Here is a 19211-nt window from a genome sequence, read left to right on the forward strand (position 1 = left end):
ATAAGTTTAATCTATTATACCGCAGTATATAAAAAAACTCGCACAAGGCGAGTTTTTGATTAATGAAGAATTAACCCAAACGGTTGTAGTATTCAACAATCAATGCTTCGTTAATGTCAGCATCTAATTCTTCACGTTCTGGCAAACGAACTAATGAACCAGTCAACTTATCGGCATCAAATGATACGAATTGTGGACGTGATACAACAGCTTCGATTGCAGATTGGATAGGTACAATGTTCTTTGACTTATCACGAACTGAAATCTCTTGACCAGGAACAACATGATATGAAGGAATATCAACGCGCTTGCCATCAACTAGAATGTGACCGTGGTTAACCAACTGACGTGCTTGTGCGCGTGAAGTTGCAAAACCTAAACGGAAAACTAATGAATCCAAACGTTGTTCCAACAAGATCATGAAGTTAGTACCGTGAGTACCCTTACGGATACTACCAGCTTTGTTAAACAAGGCGTGGAATTGACGTTCTGTCAAACCATAAGTGAAACGCAACTTTTGCTTTTCACGTAATTGAACACCATATTCAGAAAGCTTTGAACGACGGCCGGCACCGTGATCACCAGGTGCGTAAGCACGACGTGATAATTCTTTACCAGTACCAGACAATGAAACACCTAAGCGACGAGAAAGGCGCCACTTTGGACCTGTATAACGTGACATATATATGTCCTCCAAAATATTTTTGTCGTTTTGAAGGGTAAATACCAGATGCGTGCAACGCTAAACTTGACGTTTCTCAGAACCTGTAGCTTGGCCTTACTAACGAGTTGGAGCGTTGTTGACGCGCTTCTTTATTTACTGCTACTCAATAACAACTTATTAATCATATCAAACTTATAAATGATTGGCAAGTTATTAAGAAAAGACTAAGCGCTTTAAGTTTAGTAAATATTAAATGAATGCTACCGTTGGCGTGTTAAAATAATTAGTGAATACTTAAAAGGTCGGAAATTAAACTTATGGAACTTGTAATACTATTCATTGTTCTCGCAATTGTAGCGATTGCATACATTACGATATTTGTTTTGCAACGCGTTACGGTGCAAAAGGTTAATGAATTAAAAGAGAAAAAAGAACAACTCAAATCTTTAAAAGTTCGAGACGAGTTAATGGCGGGCAGAAAGCTCTCACTAACTGGTGAATCTTTAAAGCAGTATCAATCATTAGAAAATCAATATAATGACGTGCAGAATAATAAGTTTTTGAAAATTGACCAGCAGGCCAATTTAGTTTTATTTGAAACACGTGGTATCAATTTTTTGAAGACACGTCAAGAATTAGCGCGCTTGCAAACAATGGTTACTGATACAGAAGCTTCTATTAAAGAAGTGCGTGCGGGTCTTAATGAATTGAAGCGTCTCGATGAAGCGCATCGTGAGGCAGTGAATGATTTAAAGAAGAAGTATGATGACTTACGGAAAAGATTATTAGCAGAAAACTTTAAGTTTGGACCAGCTAATCCAGCATTAAATAAATTCCTAGATCAACTAGAAAAAGATTATGATGAATTTACACGTTTAACAGATGATGGTGATCATGCTGCTGCGAGTGATATTTACGAACAGCTTGGCATGGAAACAACGCAGATGGAAAAAATGATGCGTGATACACCAACACTGTTTGATAAGCTTAATGTAAAATATGTTGATCAATTGAATGAGCTTTCTCGTGGACATGCTGAACTATTAGAGCAGGGTTATGTGTTCCCAAATGATAGTGTTGATGCAGAACTTGGTGCTATTGATGCGCAACGTCAACAAGTATTATCATTGTTGGCTGATTTGAAGTTAAAAGAAGTTAGTGAACAAAACGGCTATATTGAGCGACGTATTGAAGCGCTTTATGACGTTATGGATAATGAAATTGCGGCACATCGTCAGGTTTTGGTGAATGCTGATAAATTATCTTCTTATCTTTTACGCTTGCGTGAGCAAAACAAGGTATTAAGCACCCAATTAGATGTTTTGGGGCAAGTCTTCCAATTCAATCATAAAGAATTTGAGATGCGTCGTACTTTCCTAGAAAAGATTAACGAGTTAGAAAATCAAGTCAATCATACGGATGATTTGTTAGAAGAAAAAGAAATATCCTACAGTGAAGTTAGAGCGCAGCAGGAAAATATTTTAGAACAATTTGAAGAAATTGAGAAGCAACAACGTGACATTTGGGATAAGATTAGTGGTTTAGAAAAAGCACGTCGTTCAGCTAGTCAATTTGGTGGTAATTATCAGCAAGATATTGAGGAAATTAAGCATCGTGTTGAACGCCTGAATTTACCCGGATTACCAGCCCCTTATTTAGAATATTTCTTTGCTGTTAGCAACGAATTAGAGCGGTTAGCTAAAGCGTTAGGCGCAAACTTAATTGATATGGATGACGTACAACGCCAATTAAATATTGTGTCATCAGATATTGATACACTTAAAGAAAAAACAGATACCTTGGTAGATCAAGCAAGTTTGTCTGAACAACTGTTACAATATGCCAATCGTTATCGGACACAAAGCGAGCGGGTGGCAGCAGCTAGTGAGCAAGCAAGAATGTTTTATGAACGAGACTATAATTATCAAAAAGCTATGGATATTTTAGGTGATGCATTGAATAGTGTTGAACCAGGCGTTTATGAAAAAATTATTGATGCATACATGAAGCGTAAAAAAGCAAGCAGTTAAACAGAGGCCTTAGGGCCTTTTTTTTATAAAAAATATAAAAACTGTTGTCTTAAACGCTATAATTTGGTATAGTATAAGAGTTGTTTGAGACGACATGGGAGTGTAGCGAAGTCTGGCTAAACGCGACGGACTGTAAATCCGTTCCTTCGGGTTCGTAGGTTCGAATCCTACCGCTCCCATATAATGATATTGTAAAATATCATTATTGCCCCTTGGCCAAGTGGTAAGGCAGTGGTTTTTGGTACCGCTATGCGCTGGTTCGAATCCAGCAGGGGCAATAAAAGAGCACACCACATTGTGGTGTGCTTTTTTATTGTTTCAGTTTTTTAATAATATAGGTTACTTAAATAATAAATGGCGCATACAAATGAGCTTCGTCTGGAGATAAAGTCACTTCTATAATCGTACCTGATTCATCAAAGTTTTCACTAATAAAGGTATGATTGGCTGCTAATTTTGCTTGGATATTGCCTTGGGTAAAAGGAATATGCAATTTAACAACAACATCATTTTTGAAGATATGCTTTTTAATAAGATCAATTAATACATCTTGCGATGTTGTGTCTAAAGCAGAGATTGTAATCGTGTTATCCCCAGTTATTTCTGGAAAAGGTAGGCCCGCTTTATCAGCTTTGTTGAAAACAGTAATCATTGGTCGCCCAGAAACACCAATTTGCGCTAACGTTTCTTGTGTCGTGTGAATCATGTCCTGATAATTTTCATCAGAAATATCAACAATGTTGAGTAATAAGTCTGCGTTTGCCGCTTCAGATAATGTTGATTTAAAGGCTTCAATCAAATTATGCGGTAACTTAGAAACGAACCCGACAGTATCACTGAGTAAGAATTGATGTTTATCTGGTAATGTCAATTGCCGTACTGTTGTATTTAGCGTGGCAAACAACATATCTTTTTCAAAAACTTGTTTTGTCGTACCTGATGTTGCACCAACACCAAAACGGTGCAGTAGTTGGTTCATAATGGTAGATTTTCCGGCGTTTGTATAACCAACCAGCGCAACATTGGGCAACTGATTATGTTGACGTTGTGCGGAACGCGTACCTTCACTTTTTTCGATATCAGCTAATTCTTGACGAATATGAACCATCTGCTTGGTGATACGTCTTCTAGATTGCTCAAGTTTGGTTTCCCCAGCACCACGCGAGGTGAAGCCACCGCCACCAGCACCTGTTTGTTGATCTAAGGTAATGGACATACTGGTTCTTAGACGTGGTAGCTGATATTGTAGACGGGCAAGTTGAACTTGTAACTTTGCATTTTTAGTTTGAGCACGTTGCGCAAAAATATCTAAAATTAAGCCCGTCCGGTCGACAACTGTTGTACCAGTTTCTTGTTCAAGATTGCGAATTTGAGAAGGTGTTAACTCGTCATTAGCAATAATCATGTCAACATCATAAGTTTTGGCATGATCAGCCAGTTCGGCAACTTTACCTTTACCAAAATAAGTTGCTGGGTTAGGACGCTCTAACATTTGTGTGAAGGATTCAACCGGTTCTAAATGATTGGCTTCGGCTAGGTTAGCCAGTTCCTCTAATTCATATTCAATATTATCTTTTTGATTAGCTAGGCCAACCAAAAAAACGCGACGACGTTTATTTTCCATAAAAAACTCCAATCAATGATGCAAGGTTGGAGAAAAATCGTTTAAAAGACGTCATCCAATCTTGCAGACATTTATTTATCATAAAATTTGCCTTCAGTTATCGTGACGACAGTTCACATATTGTAACTTTTAGAATATCGTTTGATCATCGTTGTAGCTAACGACATCCACTTGATTTGGTGACAGAGTTAAACGTGTCACAGCACCATTTTTAACACTTTCCTGTGCATAATTATTTTGTGTATATTTTTCAGTAATGGCGCGAATAGCCGTACCATGAGAAACTAACAAAATGTTTTGACCAGCTTGGTGCTGCTGACGTAAAGTATCAAAACCATGATCAATACGTTGCCAAAATTCAGTATTATCCTCTGCAAAATTGAAAGGATCGGCTGCTTTAACAGTGTTCATGGCATCAGGCATACCGTATTGTGTGACCAGTTCAGAAAAATTGGCAAAATCTTCATGCTTAATAGCGCCTAGATTTTGCATGACTGATGTTGTAATCACACCTTCAAATGAGCCAAAGAATTGCTCACGGAAATCGGGCAGTAAGCTCGGTGTCAGCGGTGAATCGCTTTGATTGTTAGATAAGACATATTGTGCAGTATGGATAGCCCGTGTCAAGTCAGATGAGTAGGCAGCATCGAAATGGACATTTGCCAATCGTTCACCTGCATTTAAGCCATGGCCAATACCTTTTTTTGTTAGCGGGGCATCTGACCAACCTTGAAAGCGGTGCAAGAAATTAAAATAAGTTTCACCGTGACGGACCATATAAATATTGATATTTGACATGAGAACTCTCCTTGATATATTAATTCTATTTTATCAGATAACAATTAATCTTTTGCAAGTCTTTATTAATATGCGTATAATTAATACATCATAATTTAAGCATATAAGTTGCGTATTATATAGAAGATGAAGCACCCAGGAGATATGAACTTGGATAAGACAGTGAAACAAGAAGAGACACGTTACTTGAATGCCACTTTGGCTGCAATGCAAAAAGCCAAAGATGAAACAATTAATGAGATTAAACGAACGAATCAAAATATTGATGAAGTTGCTAAAAGCTGGGGAGATGTTCGGCTAAAAACTGAAACTTACTCAGGTATTGTTGAGACAGCGATGTCCATTCGTCAGCAACAGCAAATGCTATCTGAACGAGAAAATTCTAAAACACTGGCACAAAGAAGGCTGGTGACATTAGATAAACAACTAGAAAAACCATATTTTGCACGAATTGATTTTAGTGAAAAAGCCAGTGATAGCGGTGAACCTGAAACAATCTACATTGGCTTAGGCTCTTTTAGCGATGGTCATGATCATTTTTATGTGTATGATTGGCGGGCACCGGTGGCATCAATTTACTACGATGGTGGTATCGGCGCTGTTGAATATTTAACGCCTGATGGCACACAAGAAGCAAATGTAACGCTAAAAAGACAATTCCAAATTGAAGATGGTGTCATTGTGACGCTTTTTGATACGGAAGAAGCCATCGGTGATGCTATGCTGATGAACGCCTTAAGTGGCGAATCATCGACTAAAATGAAATCAATTGTCACAACTATCCAAAAAGAACAAAATAAGATTATTCGTAATACGAAATCTGATTTATTATTTGTTCAAGGGGCTGCTGGTTCAGGTAAAACAGCGGCTGTGCTACAACGCGTAGCGTATCTACTTTATCGGTATCGGGGCAAGCTAACGAGCGGACAAGTTGTTTTATTTAGTCCCAACCAGCTCTTTAATGATTACATTGATCAAGTCTTGCCAGAATTGGGCGAACAAAATATGGTACAGATGACATTTTATCAATACACGTCACGCCGTTTGCCTAAGATCACTGTTGAAACTCTACAAGAACGTTTTGAAAAAGATAATAATCAAACTTATCAACAGTTTACAGCATTAAAGGGTAGTTTGCTGATGCATCAAGCATTGTTGAAATATAGTCAACATTTGATTCATAAAGATACAAAATTCCGTAATTTAGTATTCCAAGGGGATGTTGTCATTAGTAAGCAACAAATTGCCGATACTTATTATCAATACAATGAAAATTATGGGCTTGGTCCGCGATTAGAAGCAACACGTGATCATTTAATGCGTCAATTAACTGGACGTATTAGTAGTGAAATGAAAAAAGACTGGGTTGACTTAGCTATCGAAAACTTGAGTAAACAAGAATACGATGAATTAGTTGGAACAGGACAGGTGCGACTTGGTGATGATGAAGGAGAGGATGCTGCGGCTAATACACGTCGTGCGCAATTAGGGCCTAATGCCAAGGAACGTGAGTTTACTAGTGAAAAAGCGGAACGTCGCTTTTTGGCAAAGCAAATTGTTGTGCGAGCATTACGACCACTCGTGCGTCAAATTAGACGTAGCGCTTTTTTGAACATTAATGCGCAATTCATTGACTTTTTGCAACAGTTACCCGAATATTTAGACTTATCAGAATTTGATTTAACAAAAGAGCAGTGGCATGAACATGTGGCAGTAGTGACAAAAGACTTGAAGCAAAGGAAGATTTCGTTAGCCGATACAACGCTTTATCTGTATCTATATGATCTCTTGACGGGTAAGCATGGCGAAAGAGATATTCGTTTCTTATTTATTGACGAAATTCAAGACTATACGCCGCTTCAATTAGCTTTTCTAAAGTTCAGCTTTCCAAAGGCTAAGTTCACGGTACTTGGTGATTTGAATCAGGCGATTTTTACTAAGGATAATGCTAAGAATCTACAAAATAATTTCGCAAATCTTTTTGATTCAGAAAAAGTTGAGATGGTGCAACTGACACAAACGTATCGTTCAACGCAGCAGATTACTGATTTTACCAAGGCAATTTTAGTTGATGGTAAACAAATTGATGCGTTTAACCGAGAAGGTGAATTGCCAAGTGTTCACGTTTTGACATCTGAAGCAGAAATGTTAGTCAAATTACAAGAGCAATTACGTGAGAACGATGAACAGCAGGACACTACAGCAATTATCACCAAAACGTTAGCTGATGCAAAGGCACTCTATGCTGCCTTAAAGGACGCAGAAGTACCAGTGACTTTGATTCAATCTGAAAATCAACGATTAGCCGAGGGTACGATTATTGTACCTTCTTATCTTGCCAAGGGATTAGAATTCGATGCGGTTGTTATCTGGGAAGCTAACCGTTCGCAGTATGGTCACGATAGTGAACGCCAATTGCTATACACGGTAGCCAGTCGTGCTATGCATCGTTTGACCATTTTAGCTTCTGGCACACTGTCACCATTAATCAGTGCAATACCAAACACCCTATATAGAGGATAACGTCATGTACTGGCAAAAACTGTTAGATTATATTGAAACGCGGACAACAGATTTTTTTGTAATTGGCTTAACAGGATCTGTTGCGGTAGGGAAAAGTACATTATCTGCTCGATTATCAGAGAGTTTACAAGAACGCCATTTTGATGTGGAAGTGGTCAGTACGGATGATTTTTTATTGACTAATTTAGAATTAAAGCAACATCAATTATTTGATGAAAAAGGATTCCCCAAGACTTATCATTTGAATAAATTAGCACAGATGATTCAAGATTTTCGTGATGATGCGCCACAAGTCACTATTCCAGATTACTCTCATGAATTAGCAGATATTCGACCAGATGTTCAAAAGGTAATTCAAAAACCAGATATTTTAATTATTGAAGGTGTAACGGCTTTACAATTACCTGATCACATATTAGACTTAGCAATTTATGTCGATGCTAAACTTGCTGACATCGAGTCGTGGTATCTGAATCGTACGCTAGCCGTTATGGACAAAGCACGCTTTGATGCCAAAAGTTGGTATTATCCTTATACACAAATGCCACTTTCTCAAAGGCAAGAACATATTATGTCTGTATGGCGCAGAACAAATTTAAAAAATTTGCAACAATATATCGCGCCAACAAAAGCAAAAGCAAATGTGATTATTAAAATTGATGCGCAACATCATATTCAGCATATTGAGTATGATGATTGATATTTAGAAAGAATTTTTGTACTTTTAACTTGCTTATATCAACAGGTATGGTACACTAGTAACCGTAATATAAGTTTTTGATATTTTTGATTCGTTTTTCTTTGAACGCGCTCGATTTACCAATTAATTTAATTACAAATAAAATAACATTGGTGAGCACACCAAAGGAGAATTAGTCATGTCAGAACAAGGTACAGTAAAGTGGTTTAACGGCGAAAAGGGTTACGGATTCATCACACGCGAAAACGGTGAAGATGTATTCGCACACTTCTCAGCAATCCAAGGTGACGGTTTCAAGACTCTTGAAGAAGGTCAAAGCGTTTCTTTCGAAGTTGAAAGCTCAGACCGTGGCTTGCAAGCTACAAACATCGTTAAGGGCTAAGCTTTAGGCTTCCATTAATGAATAAAAGCACTCATTCAGTTGAGTGCTTTTTATTTTGTCTAAAATGAACAAATAAAAAAGATGAGGCTTATGCCTCATCTTTTTTATTGTCTTGGGGATGACCATACACTTCAATATGATAACCAGAAATATTCCAACCAGTAATCTCACGGGCTGCTTCGAAAAGTGGCCGCATATCAAAATTATTAGCGTCAATAATTTCATTCGTTTCGGGATTAATTATGTGATAATGCGGTTCACCATAATAATCATAATGATGCTTGCCATCATCTAATTGATCAATGGTAATAACTAATCCAGATTTTACAAGATGTTCTAAAGTATTATACACAGTTGCCAAGCTAATCATTGGTAAATCTTTATGAATCATCTCAGCAGTCGGATGTGTATGATTTGTTGCAAGATAGTCTAAAATTTTTAAACGCTGGCTTGTTGCTTTTAAGCCATGTTCTGCTAAAATTCCCCGTAAATTTTGTTCTGTCATTAATGATTACTCCGTTGCTTATCAAAGGCTTAAAACGATTTGAGAAGTTAACTTATATATGTTTAGTATAGCATTTATTTAGAAATGTTCCAAACTACTTGATATGGAACGGCATTTTTGATATAACTGTATTTGGAACAATTCTAAATTGGAGAGAGCAAATGAGCGATAAACAAAGTTTAATGCAGAGAAATAATATTATTCGTGCAGGGGTAATGGGGGCTAACGATGGTATTTTATCTGTATCAGGTATTGTTTTAGGTGTTGCTGGGGCAACATCTCATACTTATACAATTATGTTGGCCGGTATGGCTGGTATGTTAGCGGGAACGATTTCAATGGCGATGGGGGAGTACGTCTCTGTTAGTTCTCAGCATGATGCACAAGAAAAAGTACGTCATGAACAGGAAAAAGCCTTAAAGCAAGATTATGATGCTGAATTTGAATTTGTTAAAAATAAATATGCAGCGAGCGGTATTTCTCCGGAATTAGCCCAACAGGCAACCCAAGAAATGATGGCGAAGGATGCCTTATTGACCACTGTACGTGAACGTCATGGTTTTACACTTAATCAAGAGTTAAATCCAATTAGTGCAGCAGTTGCTTCAATGGTAAGCTTCCCCCTAGGTTCGATCTTACCAATGGTGGCTATGGCGTTTTTACCACAGAACCTTCGCGAAATTGGTACTTTTATTGCGGTGATTATTGCATTAACCATTACGGGATATAGTGCTGCTAAATTGAATGGTGCAAATGCTAAGCATGCTGCATTTAGAAATGTTATTGCTGGTATATTTACAATGGCCGTTACTTATGCCATTGGTACATTGTTCCGTTAAAACATATAAGAGGAATATAAATGATGGAAATGTTAAAAGCGGGTATCAAGAGTACCTTTAAGAAAACCGAAAAGACAATGGATGAGCGTTTGAATGCCATCCGTGCCGGTGTTTTAGGATCTAACGATGGCATACTAACAGTTGTTGGTGTACTATTTTCAGTTGCTGGCGCAACGACGAATCAGTTTGCAATTTTTATTGCCGGTTTAGCTGATTTATTAGGCTGCGCATTATCAATGGCGTCTGGGGAATATGCTTCTGTTAGTTCACAAACCGATAGTGAGAAGGTTGTGGTAAAGGCTGAAGAGGCCTTGTTGAAGACAGATTTTCCAGCACAACATCAAGTGGTGACGAATTTCTATATGGAACGTGGTGTTTCAAAAACAACGGCAAGTCATATTGCGGATGAATTATTGCATGATAAGCCCTTAGCAACCGTGTTAAGTATTAAATACGATATTACTTTAGGTCATTACGTGAATCCTTGGGATGCTGCGTGGGCTTCATTATTCAGTGCTGCTTTAGGCGGCGCATTTCCTCTGTTAGCTTTGATGTTGGCACCGGTTAAGTATCAGTTTTTAGCTACTATTGCGGCAACAGCAGTTGCGGTTGCTTTGACCGGATTTTTGAGTGCAAAACTTTCAGATGGCTTGGTCGGTAAGGCTGTTGTTCGTAATGTGGCAATTGGCATGTTAACGATTGCCATTCACTATGGCGTGGGGCTCTTTTTTTAACAATTTAAGGTCATTTTGCTACACTTTTAGCCATGAATTGGGCATAATAAAAGCATGTTAAAAAAGATATTACAATTTTGGTATCGTGCGAATGAGCGATATAAATTTGATCAATTAAAAGTATATTGGCAACGCTCACAAATTAGTTATGTTGGGCCGACGTTTGCCTATTATGTATTGCTGACTGCTTTCCCAATTTTAATTGGTGTTGCTATGATGTTGTCTTTTACAAATATCGATAATACTGTCTTGATTGATAATTTGAGAAATATTTTGCCACCTAATATTAGTAAAATCCTTTTACCTATTTTGACTTCGATTTTAAATAATCGTAGTGTCTCTTTGTTTTCAATTACCATTATATTGGCGATTTGGTCCATTTCAAGAGTGATTGCGATCTTTAGAAAAGCATTCAATGCGATTGCCGGTGTCGAAGAAAAGATTAGTAGTTTATTAACACGAGCATTTTCTTTTATTTGGTTACTCGTTATTATTTTATTATTTGGTGTTTTCCTGATTGTTGGCAATGTGTCAGTTGTTGTACTACAAAATTTTCCGGCGTGGTCATTTGCTGATACTATCTTGGCACAATCTCAATGGATTGTATCATTAGGTTCATGGCTGATGTTGGTACTTCTTAATTTTCTGTTACCAACTAAAGAAGCTCGGACAAAGTTGCGTTATGTTCTTGTTGGTAGTTTTATAGAGGTTGGCTTATTGACACTGCTCAATAAGGGGTTTACTTTTTATGCAAAATTCGCCTTAGGACGCTACGACTTTTACCAGTCGATTAGTTCAATCATTGTTGTTCTCATTTGGTTGAATTTAATTGCCAGTATTTTAGTTGCTGGATATGTTATTATTCACTGGTTATCAGAATTCCACTGGAGGGAAAAGGATGTTTGAAGTCACTGATTTTGATATTTTTAAGGATACGACCTTGGCGGGGCGCATGACAAAAATACGCGATATTATTGATCCAAAATTTGATACATTTGCGACGAAAGCGTTACCCGTTTTGGCACAAGATGGTCAAGTGTGGTATGCGCATGTGGCCAAACATTTACGTCGCGTGACAAATGCGCCCGATAATACATGGGTCGCTTTTGCACCGAATAAGCGTGGCTATAAAATGATGCCGCATTTTGAACTTGGCCTTTGGGAAGATAATCTCTACTTGTTTTTGGCTGTTGAAGAAAATATGAAGCCAAAAGCATTAGACGATATTGTACCAAAACTGAGAAAAATCACGGATGATGTTTTAAAATTACCAGAATATTTTGTATTGAGTCCTGATCACATGGTCAATGCGACACAACCATTAACAAATTATAATGCTGTTGTTGATCGCTTTGCGAACATCAAACATAGTGAAGTACTAATTGGTGTTACAATTTCACGAGATGACACACGTTTTGGGACATCAGCTCTGGATGATTATTTATTAAAAGTTTTGGAGCACTTGTTACCACTTTATCAACAATTAAAATAAAAAGGTACGTCAAAGAATGACGTACCTTTTTATTTTTCACGTGTTTCTTCAATCGCGTCGCGGAGTGTATCTACAACATCTTGTGTTTGGTTAGCAAGTTTAGAACCAACTAATGTGAAAAGGGTGTCGATAATAGTAACTTGAGCGATTAAGGAACTCATGGATTCACTACGAAAGTTAACCTCTTCTGCTAAAGATAAGAAATTAATGTCGGCGATTTTTGCTAATGGCGCATCCTCAAAGGCTGTAATAGCAATCATGAGGACACCATTTTCTTTTAATTTTTGGGCGATGAGTAAGGTGTCTTTATTACGACCAGAATGAGAAATAACAACACCAACATCACCTTTTTTCATACGGACAGCTTCCATGAGTTGAATATCATAATCTGGATGGGCAAAAACATTAAGTGGTGTGCGTAAAAATTTGTGATAGGCGTTAAAAGCTAAAATAGAGGAACCACCAATTCCGAAGAAACCGACACGATTAGAGTTGATAAGGGCTTGTGTTGCATGATCTAATTTTTGACCATCTAAATTTGCTTCTGTTGTTGCCAGAGCGTTTGTAGCGCCATGAAAAACTTTATGTGCAATGGCAATTGTATTATCATCGTCACTAATTTCACCAAAAAAGTCATTGGTTATATTTCGAACGCTTGAACTAGCTAAAGCTAATGAAAATTCACGGAAAGATTCAAAGCCGATTTTCTTAACAAAACGCGAAATACTGGCCGTGCTAATGCCACTGCCAAGTGCCATCTCTCTAATGGTCGCTTCTTTAGCGCGCTGTGGATCATCAATGATATATTGGATTAATTTTTGTTCAGTTGGATTATATTGCTTTTTTTGAGCACGTAATTTTGTAACGATATTTTTTGGCATATTCTAATACTGATTTCATATAAATTTTATTAAAGGGTAACAACGTACTTTACTATACAAGATAAGAAAAAAATTTTCAATAAATGGCTTGCATATTGTAAATTTTTTTCATACAATGGTCTTGTACAAAAAAATAAAGAGGTATGTAAACATGAAGTTTGCGATGATTGGCCTTGGTAAGATGGGCTTGAACTTAGTTAAGAATGCTGTTGACAATGATCACGAAGTTGTAGCATTTGATTTGAATGCTGACTTTGTTAAAGAAGCAGCAGACTACTCAGATAAGGTTTCAACTGCATCTGACATTGATGACATGTTGTCACAATTGCCTTCACCAAAGGTTGTATGGGTAATGGTACCAGCTGGTGTACCAACTAACTCAACAATCGATACATTGATTGAAAAGATGGACAAGAATGACATCATCATCGATGGTGGAAATTCAAACTACAAAGATAATTTGGAACAAAACAAGCGTACTACTGCTGCAGGCATTAAGTTCTTTGATGCTGGTACTTCAGGTGGTATGTCTGGTGCACGTAACGGTGGAAACTTCATGATTGGTGGAGATGATGCTGAATCATGGAAGGTTATCGAACCTTTGTTCAAGTCAATCGCTTTGGAAGATGGTTACTTGTACACAGGTAAGTTGGGATCAGGTCATTACTTGAAGATGGTCCACAATGGTATCGAATATGGTATGATGCAAGCTATCGCCGAAGGATTTGAAGTTCTTGAAGCTTCACAATACGACTACGATTACGAAGCTGTTGCTAAGCTATGGAACCACGGTTCAGTTGTTCGTTCATGGTTGATGGAATTGGCTGAAGAACAGTTTGCTAAGGATCCTAAGTTGGATGCTGTCGCTGGTCGTATGCATTCATCAGGTGAAGGTAAGTGGACAATTGAAGAATCTCTTGATTTGGAAGTTCCAGCACCAGTTATTGCATTGTCATTGATGATGCGTTACCGTTCATTGCAAGATGATACATTCACTGGTAAGGTCGTTTCAGCATTGCGCAATGGCTTCGGTGGTCACGCAATGGATACAGCTAAATAAACACTCGAGGTTTAGATGTGAGGACTAATCTGTTATGTGGTATATTCTATGTAGCAAGGTTGCTGTCAAATATCGAAGTCTAGTTAAATCATTTTGAGTAAGCTCCCTGTTTAGGGGGCTTTTCTTATTGAGTTGAAATTATTTAACGTTGTACATTTTGAAAGGATAATTTATGGAATACATGATTGGTGTTGATCTTGGCACTACTTCAACAAAAGCTGTAATGTTCGATGACCAAAATCAAGTCGTTGCGAGTGCAAATAAAGGGTATTCACTTTATCGCGATTTACCCGATATGGCAGAGGAAGATTTAGATGAAATTTTTACTGCACTAATTGATGCTCTAAGTGAGGTTGTACGGACTGCTAAATTGAATGATGAAGATCGTGTTGCTGCCGTATCTTTTAGTTCAGCAATGCATTCATTAATTGCTTTTGACAAAAATTGGCAACCCCTAACACGTGTCATCACTTGGGCAGATACACGTGCTGTTAAATATACTGAAGAATTGAAAGCAAGTGGTGTTGGTCATGAGATTTATCAAAAGACAGGAACACCAATACACCCAATGGCACCTTTGTCGAAGTTGCTTTGGTTGAAAGCTGAAAAGCCAGAAATATTTAATCAGACTGCGCATTATTTAGGCATTAAAGAATACATTTTCCATCGTTTGTTTGGTGCAAATAAGATGGATATTTCTATCGCTTCAGGAACAGGATTATTCAATATTTTTAACCTTAACTGGGATGAACAAGCCTTAGCCGTTACTGGTATTACCAAGGAACAGTTACCGCAACCAGTTGAAACTTATGAATATGAAACAAAATTGCGCACTGAGTATGCGAAGGTGATTGGTATACCAGATGATACACCATTCGTTTATGGTGCTGGTGATGGTCCATTATCTAACCTGGGTGTCGACGCAGTGAAACCCGGTGTAGCTGCCATTACCATTGGAACGTCAGGGGCTATTCGTGTCGTTGCGGATGAACCTGTTATCGATCCAAAGGGAAGAACGTTTACTTACGCATTAGATAAGGATCATTGGGTTGTCGGTGGCCCAGTTAACAACGGTGGCGATGTCTTTAGGTGGGCTAGAGATAATATGTTTGATGCTGAAAAGTCTACAGCAGCCTTATTAGGGATTGATTCTTACGATCTACTAACTAAGATTGCCTCAGAAGTGCCAGCTGGTTCAAATGGGTTGATTTTCCATCCTTACTTAGGTGGCGAACGTGCACCAATTTGGGATGCGAATGCCCGTGGTTCATTCTTTGGATTAAATCATCAACATACGCGTGCCCATATGTTACGCGCGGTATTAGAAGGAATTACCTTTAACGTTTACATGGTATCGTTAGCACTTGAAGAAGTGGTTGGTGGTCTTAAATCTATTCAGGCAACGGGTGGTTTTGCTCGTTCGCCATTGTGGCGCCAAATGTTTGCTGATATCTTTGAACAGCCAGTTACAGTGCCTGAAGCTTTTGAGTCAGGTGCATTAGCAGCTGTTATTGTGGCACAAAAAGCACTTGGTAAGATTGATGATTTGTATGAAATTTCTAACTTTATTGGTAAAAGTAATACTTATCAACCAGATCCTGAAAATTTTGAAGCCTATCGTGAATTGGCCCCAATTTTTATTCGTTTAAGCCGTCAGCTACAATCAGAATATGAAAACATTGCCAATTATCAGCGTAAGCATAGTAACTAGTGTATATAAATAAAGGAGAAGATCTGCAGATACTGTAGGTCTAATGAAATAAATGGAATTCTTAATGTTAGTAATTTCTATTTTGATATTACTATTGTTAATTGTTAAGTTAAAACTGAATACGTTCGTATCGCTGATTGTCACAGCGTTTATCTTAGCGCTTTTGCTAGGAATGTCACCGATGGATATTCCTGATGCCGTTCTTGGTAGTGAGGGTGTTGGTAACATCCTAGGACCTAACTCAGTTATCTTTATCTTTGGTGGTATGATTGGTCGCTTGGTTGCAGATGCCGGTGGATCATATAGAATTGCCAAGACACTGATTGATTGGTTTGGTCTAAAAAAGTTGCAATGGGCCGTTCTAATTGCCTCATTTATCATCGGAATTTCAATGATTTTCGGTGTTGGTATGGTGCTATTGATTCCAATCGTCTTTGCGGTTGCGATTGAAGCCAAAGTACCACTACTTTACTTAGGTATTTCTATGACGGCGGCATTGAGTTCAGCACAAGGTTTCTTGCCACCACAACCTGCACCAACAGCTGTTGCCTCAGCATTAGGCGCTAACATTGGTATGATGCTTATCTTCGGTTTGTTGGTTTCGGTTATTACAGCTGTTGTTGCTGGGCCGGCATTTACTAAATTAGCACAAAAATATGCACCAGGTGCTTTCCAATTCAAAACGGAAATTCGTGCCGTTGGTGAGATTAAAGAATATGATTTAAAGGCAACACCTAGCTTTGGTTTGTCAGTTTTGACTTCAGTTTTCCCATTAGTATTTATGATTATTGCCACAGTGTATAAGTTGATTTATACAGGTGGGGTAACACCTAAAAATCCAACTTTGATTGATGAAATTGTCGAATTTGCTGCTAATCCTGCAGTCGCGATGACTGTTGCCTTAATCTTTGCCATCTTCTCGATGGGTGTTTGGCAATCAAAGTCAATGACAGAAGTCGGTAAGTCACTTAACGAGGCAATTAATGCAGTTGCAGGTATTTTGTTAATTGTTGGTGGAGGTGGCGCACTACGTGGTGTATTAGTCACTTCTGGTCTGTCTGATAAAGTAGCGCATATCTTTAGCGCTAGTGGTTCGATGAACGCTATATCCGTTATCTTATTTGCTTGGGCTGTTGCTGCCATTTTGCGTGTATCTGTTAGTTCTGCAACAGTTGCAGGTATGACAGCTGCAGGTATTGTAACAGGTATTCTAGCAACCCAGCCTGGTAATACATTATTGCCGGTATTCGTTGCCTTGGCTATTGGTGCTGGTTCATTAATTGCTTCACATGTTAACGATGCTGGTTTTTGGATCTTTAAAGAATTCTTCGATTTGACGGTTAAGCAAACATTCCAAATTTGGACAGTCTTAGAGACGATTATTTCTGTAACCGGTTTAATTGTGATTCTAATATTAGCAACAATATTTATCTAGATTAAAATTTCGTTACGAGAAACCAATGTTTTAGTTATTTTTTTCACAATATTGATGCTATCCATTAAGCGCTTACACGGTTGATGTAATCAGTATTATCAGAATGATGTGTAATGATTGTGTAATGAAATAGAATGTGTTTTGTTACATATCAAGTGATAAATTGGTGTATTATTAAAACATACTCAATTAACATTTGAGTTTCATTACTCCCCCCAGTAATGTTTTCAATCAGATCCCCCAATTAACTGATTGATACTTGATGATTATTCATCAAAACCCTCTGACCATTGCCCTCTCCGGTCAGAGGGATTTTTTTATGTTATGGTTTAATAATAGGTGGAAATTATGGATAAATGGACTTTATTTTTTTTATGGATTGTTATAGCAATGATTATTTCTAATGTTGGTATGTGGTTCTTGATGCGGTGGTATCGACAACACATCGCGAAATTATCTCAACAAGATCAACAAAAGGTGACGCATAAAGATGAGGATACCTTAGAATGATTGTATTATTTTTGATATAATGATAAAGTTATTATCCTAATAAGGTGGACAAATAAAATGAAAATGTTATTGGTGCGTTATCGTGCGCTAATTTTGTATCTCATATTTGGTGGGCTAACAACGTTAGTCAATATGGTTGTATTTTATCTTTTGTTTACAGTGTGGCATAGCACTTATCAATTTGCTTATATCATGGCTTGGTTTTGGAGCGTTTTGTTTGCCTACTTAACAAACCGCGTATGGGTTTTTGGTTCTCAAGTGCATGGCTTTAAGGGGTTGGCATATGAAGTCTGGCAATTTTATCTTGCCCGTGTACTAACCGGAATATTAGGATTTGCTATATTGGCATTTGGTGTACGTTTACTACACCAAGAAGCTAACACCTGGAATTTAATTCAAAACGTTTTTGTTGTAATTTCCAATTTTGTGTTAGGTAAACTCTACGTTTTTAAGAAACGTTCATAAAATAATGTTTCAATAACGGAAAGGTATCAAAATGGGTATTAAATTAATTGCGTCCGATATGGACGGTACTTTTTTGCGAAAGGATAACATGTATAATGTTGAACGCTTTGCAAAATTATTAGTAGAATTAAACAATCGTCAAATTAAATTCGTGGCAGCTTCTGGTCGACAAATCAGGAATTTGCAAGAATTATTTCAGCCGGTTTTGGATGAAGGCCATCAGATTGATTATGTCGCCTCAAATGGCGCTGTGGTATCAACGTTTGATCAGAAGTTGTATTCGGTGCATTTAACACCTGATGAATTGGGTAAAGTCATTGATTGGAATGCTAAGAATCCGGAATCAGCTGAAAATTTAATTATCATGACCGGTGAGGAAACGACTTACATTTCCAATCACGCGACACCAGAAGTCGCAGCACAAGTTAAATTGTTTTATCCGAATGTTAAACAGGTTGAAAAATTATTGGCTGTGGATGAAAAAATACTAGAGGTGACTTTTGTTTGGCCAACTGATGAAGTACAACATCATGTTGCTAAGCTCAGAGAAGTGTTTGGTAATGAATTGCATGCTACTGGATCTGGTTTTGGTTCAGTTGATATTTTGGGTCATGGCGTTGATAAAGCCACTGGAATTCAAGTGCTACAAGACTACTATGATGTCTTAGATGATGAAGTCATGGTATTTGGTGACAATGGTAATGATTTAGAAATGTTACAAAAGTATACCAATGCTTATGTTATGCCGAATGCATCGCCGTTTATGTTACAAAGTATTAATAAAAAGGCGTTGGCAGATAATCGTGCTGATGGTGTCATGAATACAATTGAAGATTGGTTAGAAAAAAACGGCTGAAA

At 37.7% G+C, this 19211-nt stretch carries 19 protein-coding genes and 2 tRNA genes; 16 read left to right on the forward strand and 5 right to left on the reverse strand.

Annotated features, from left to right (window positions below; translation table 11 throughout):
- Nucleotides 1-70 precede the first annotated feature (70 nt).
- Nucleotides 71-682, reverse strand: a complete 612-nt coding sequence (gene rpsD / locus C5L23_RS01625) for a 30S ribosomal protein S4 (protein ID WP_010008837.1) — start codon at nt 680-682, stop codon at nt 71-73.
- Between the two features lie 299 nt (nt 683-981).
- Between rpsD and ezrA the strand changes: the two genes are divergently transcribed.
- From ezrA to C5L23_RS01640, 3 genes are all read left to right on the forward strand, one after another.
- Complete coding sequence (ezrA, locus tag C5L23_RS01630) at nt 982-2694, forward strand: septation ring formation regulator EzrA (RefSeq protein ID WP_010008836.1); 1713 nt, start codon at nt 982-984, stop codon at nt 2692-2694.
- Nucleotides 2695-2790: 96 nt separating this feature from the next.
- Nucleotides 2791-2873: transfer RNA gene (locus C5L23_RS01635), tRNA-Tyr, on the forward strand.
- Between the two features lie 27 nt (nt 2874-2900).
- Nucleotides 2901-2972: transfer RNA gene (locus C5L23_RS01640), tRNA-Gln, on the forward strand.
- A gap of 65 nt (nt 2973-3037) precedes the next feature.
- On the opposite strand, the gene hflX is transcribed toward C5L23_RS01640, so the two are convergent.
- Nucleotides 3038-4318, reverse strand: coding sequence for a GTPase HflX (gene hflX, locus C5L23_RS01645; RefSeq protein WP_133264193.1), 1281 nt, complete (start codon nt 4316-4318; stop codon nt 3038-3040).
- A 129-nt stretch (nt 4319-4447) separates the two neighbouring features.
- Nucleotides 4448-5116 carry a histidine phosphatase family protein gene (locus C5L23_RS01650; RefSeq protein WP_133264194.1) on the reverse strand — a complete coding sequence of 223 codons (669 nt, stop codon included), beginning with the start codon at nt 5114-5116 and terminating at the stop codon, nt 4448-4450.
- 150 nt (nt 5117-5266) lie between these two features.
- Here C5L23_RS01650 and helD point away from each other — a divergent pair, with 150 nt between their 5' ends.
- The 3 genes from helD to C5L23_RS01665 all read left to right on the forward strand — a co-directional run bounded on the left by helD (nt 5267) and on the right by C5L23_RS01665 (nt 8721).
- Nucleotides 5267-7639: an RNA polymerase recycling motor HelD gene (helD, locus tag C5L23_RS01655; RefSeq protein WP_010008832.1), complete on the forward strand. Its 2373-nt coding sequence runs from the start codon at nt 5267-5269 to the stop codon at nt 7637-7639.
- Nucleotides 7640-7643: 4 nt separating this feature from the next.
- Nucleotides 7644-8339, forward strand: a complete 696-nt coding sequence (locus C5L23_RS01660; RefSeq protein ID WP_133264195.1) for a type I pantothenate kinase — start codon at nt 7644-7646, stop codon at nt 8337-8339.
- Nucleotides 8340-8517: 178 nt separating this feature from the next.
- Nucleotides 8518-8721 (forward strand): cold-shock protein, encoded by a 204-nt coding sequence (locus C5L23_RS01665; RefSeq protein WP_010008829.1) that lies wholly within the window; start codon nt 8518-8520, stop codon nt 8719-8721.
- 88 nt (nt 8722-8809) lie between these two features.
- Here C5L23_RS01665 and C5L23_RS01670 read toward each other — a convergent pair whose 3' ends face one another.
- Nucleotides 8810-9226, reverse strand: coding sequence for a Fur family transcriptional regulator (locus C5L23_RS01670; protein ID WP_010008828.1), 417 nt, complete (start codon nt 9224-9226; stop codon nt 8810-8812).
- Between the two features lie 161 nt (nt 9227-9387).
- On the opposite strand from C5L23_RS01670, the gene C5L23_RS01675 reads away from it, so the two are divergent.
- The 4 genes from C5L23_RS01675 to C5L23_RS01690 are packed head-to-tail and all read left to right on the forward strand — an operon-like array spanning nt 9388 to nt 12291.
- Nucleotides 9388-10065, forward strand: a complete 678-nt coding sequence (locus tag C5L23_RS01675; RefSeq protein ID WP_010008827.1) for a VIT1/CCC1 transporter family protein — start codon at nt 9388-9390, stop codon at nt 10063-10065.
- Nucleotides 10066-10094: 29 nt separating this feature from the next.
- Nucleotides 10095-10799, forward strand: a complete 705-nt coding sequence (locus tag C5L23_RS01680; RefSeq protein ID WP_133264224.1) for a VIT1/CCC1 transporter family protein — start codon at nt 10095-10097, stop codon at nt 10797-10799.
- Nucleotides 10800-10853: 54 nt separating this feature from the next.
- Nucleotides 10854-11705: a YihY/virulence factor BrkB family protein gene (locus C5L23_RS01685; RefSeq protein WP_010008825.1), complete on the forward strand. Its 852-nt coding sequence runs from the start codon at nt 10854-10856 to the stop codon at nt 11703-11705.
- Nucleotides 11698-12291, forward strand: a complete 594-nt coding sequence (locus C5L23_RS01690) for a DUF1054 family protein (protein WP_010008824.1) — start codon at nt 11698-11700, stop codon at nt 12289-12291. The genes C5L23_RS01685 and C5L23_RS01690 overlap by 8 nt, the downstream gene beginning before the upstream one ends.
- A gap of 29 nt (nt 12292-12320) precedes the next feature.
- On the opposite strand, the gene C5L23_RS01695 is transcribed toward C5L23_RS01690, so the two are convergent.
- Nucleotides 12321-13172 (reverse strand): MurR/RpiR family transcriptional regulator, encoded by an 852-nt coding sequence (locus C5L23_RS01695; protein WP_010008823.1) that lies wholly within the window; start codon nt 13170-13172, stop codon nt 12321-12323.
- Nucleotides 13173-13323: 151 nt separating this feature from the next.
- Here C5L23_RS01695 and gnd point away from each other — a divergent pair, with 151 nt between their 5' ends.
- The 6 genes from gnd (at nt 13324) to C5L23_RS01720 (ending at nt 19209) form a co-directional block, all read left to right on the forward strand.
- Entirely contained in the window at nt 13324-14232 is a 909-nt protein-coding gene (gene gnd, locus C5L23_RS01700; RefSeq protein ID WP_010008822.1) for a phosphogluconate dehydrogenase (NAD(+)-dependent, decarboxylating), read from the forward strand.
- A 172-nt stretch (nt 14233-14404) separates the two neighbouring features.
- Nucleotides 14405-15943, forward strand: a complete 1539-nt coding sequence (gntK, locus tag C5L23_RS01705; protein ID WP_010008821.1) for a gluconokinase — start codon at nt 14405-14407, stop codon at nt 15941-15943.
- A 52-nt stretch (nt 15944-15995) separates the two neighbouring features.
- Nucleotides 15996-17378, forward strand: coding sequence for a gluconate:H+ symporter (locus tag C5L23_RS01710; protein ID WP_010008819.1), 1383 nt, complete (start codon nt 15996-15998; stop codon nt 17376-17378).
- A 348-nt stretch (nt 17379-17726) separates the two neighbouring features.
- Complete coding sequence (locus C5L23_RS08490; protein ID WP_170168003.1) at nt 17727-17888, forward strand: hypothetical protein; 162 nt, start codon at nt 17727-17729, stop codon at nt 17886-17888.
- Between the two features lie 57 nt (nt 17889-17945).
- Nucleotides 17946-18353 (forward strand): GtrA family protein, encoded by a 408-nt coding sequence (locus C5L23_RS01715; protein WP_010008817.1) that lies wholly within the window; start codon nt 17946-17948, stop codon nt 18351-18353.
- A gap of 31 nt (nt 18354-18384) precedes the next feature.
- A complete protein-coding gene (locus C5L23_RS01720) occupies nt 18385-19209 on the forward strand; it encodes a Cof-type HAD-IIB family hydrolase (protein WP_010008816.1) in 825 nt (274 codons plus the stop codon).
- Nucleotides 19210-19211: the final 2 nt, after the last annotated feature.

This window comes from Leuconostoc fallax, assembly GCF_004354645.1.
GTDB lineage: Bacteria > Bacillota > Bacilli > Lactobacillales > Lactobacillaceae > Leuconostoc_B > Leuconostoc_B fallax.

Excerpts from the sequence above, each read along its gene's own strand:
- C5L23_RS01660 (WP_133264195.1), top strand. The coding sequence starts at position 7,644 with ATGTACTGGCAAAAACTGTTAGATTATATTGAAACGCGGACAACAGAT.
- gnd (WP_010008822.1), top strand. The coding sequence starts at position 13,324 with ATGAAGTTTGCGATGATTGGCCTTGGTAAGATGGGCTTGAACTTAGTT.
- C5L23_RS08490 (WP_170168003.1), top strand. The coding sequence starts at position 17,727 with ATGGATAAATGGACTTTATTTTTTTTATGGATTGTTATAGCAATGATT.
- C5L23_RS01680 (WP_133264224.1), top strand. The coding sequence starts at position 10,095 with ATGTTAAAAGCGGGTATCAAGAGTACCTTTAAGAAAACCGAAAAGACA.
- C5L23_RS01650 (WP_133264194.1), bottom strand. The coding sequence starts at position 5,116 with ATGTCAAATATCAATATTTATATGGTCCGTCACGGTGAAACTTATTTT.
- C5L23_RS01720 (WP_010008816.1), top strand. The coding sequence starts at position 18,385 with ATGGGTATTAAATTAATTGCGTCCGATATGGACGGTACTTTTTTGCGA.
- C5L23_RS01670 (WP_010008828.1), bottom strand. The coding sequence starts at position 9,226 with ATGACAGAACAAAATTTACGGGGAATTTTAGCAGAACATGGCTTAAAA.
- C5L23_RS01695 (WP_010008823.1), bottom strand. The coding sequence starts at position 13,172 with ATGCCAAAAAATATCGTTACAAAATTACGTGCTCAAAAAAAGCAATAT.
- C5L23_RS01710 (WP_010008819.1), top strand. The coding sequence starts at position 15,996 with ATGGAATTCTTAATGTTAGTAATTTCTATTTTGATATTACTATTGTTA.
- hflX (WP_133264193.1), bottom strand. The coding sequence starts at position 4,318 with ATGGAAAATAAACGTCGTCGCGTTTTTTTGGTTGGCCTAGCTAATCAA.
- gntK (WP_010008821.1), top strand. The coding sequence starts at position 14,405 with ATGGAATACATGATTGGTGTTGATCTTGGCACTACTTCAACAAAAGCT.
- C5L23_RS01690 (WP_010008824.1), top strand. The coding sequence starts at position 11,698 with ATGTTTGAAGTCACTGATTTTGATATTTTTAAGGATACGACCTTGGCG.
- rpsD (WP_010008837.1), bottom strand. The coding sequence starts at position 682 with ATGTCACGTTATACAGGTCCAAAGTGGCGCCTTTCTCGTCGCTTAGGT.
- C5L23_RS01685 (WP_010008825.1), top strand. The coding sequence starts at position 10,854 with ATGTTAAAAAAGATATTACAATTTTGGTATCGTGCGAATGAGCGATAT.
- ezrA (WP_010008836.1), top strand. The coding sequence starts at position 982 with ATGGAACTTGTAATACTATTCATTGTTCTCGCAATTGTAGCGATTGCA.
- C5L23_RS01675 (WP_010008827.1), top strand. The coding sequence starts at position 9,388 with ATGAGCGATAAACAAAGTTTAATGCAGAGAAATAATATTATTCGTGCA.
- C5L23_RS01715 (WP_010008817.1), top strand. The coding sequence starts at position 17,946 with ATGAAAATGTTATTGGTGCGTTATCGTGCGCTAATTTTGTATCTCATA.
- C5L23_RS01665 (WP_010008829.1), top strand. The coding sequence starts at position 8,518 with ATGTCAGAACAAGGTACAGTAAAGTGGTTTAACGGCGAAAAGGGTTAC.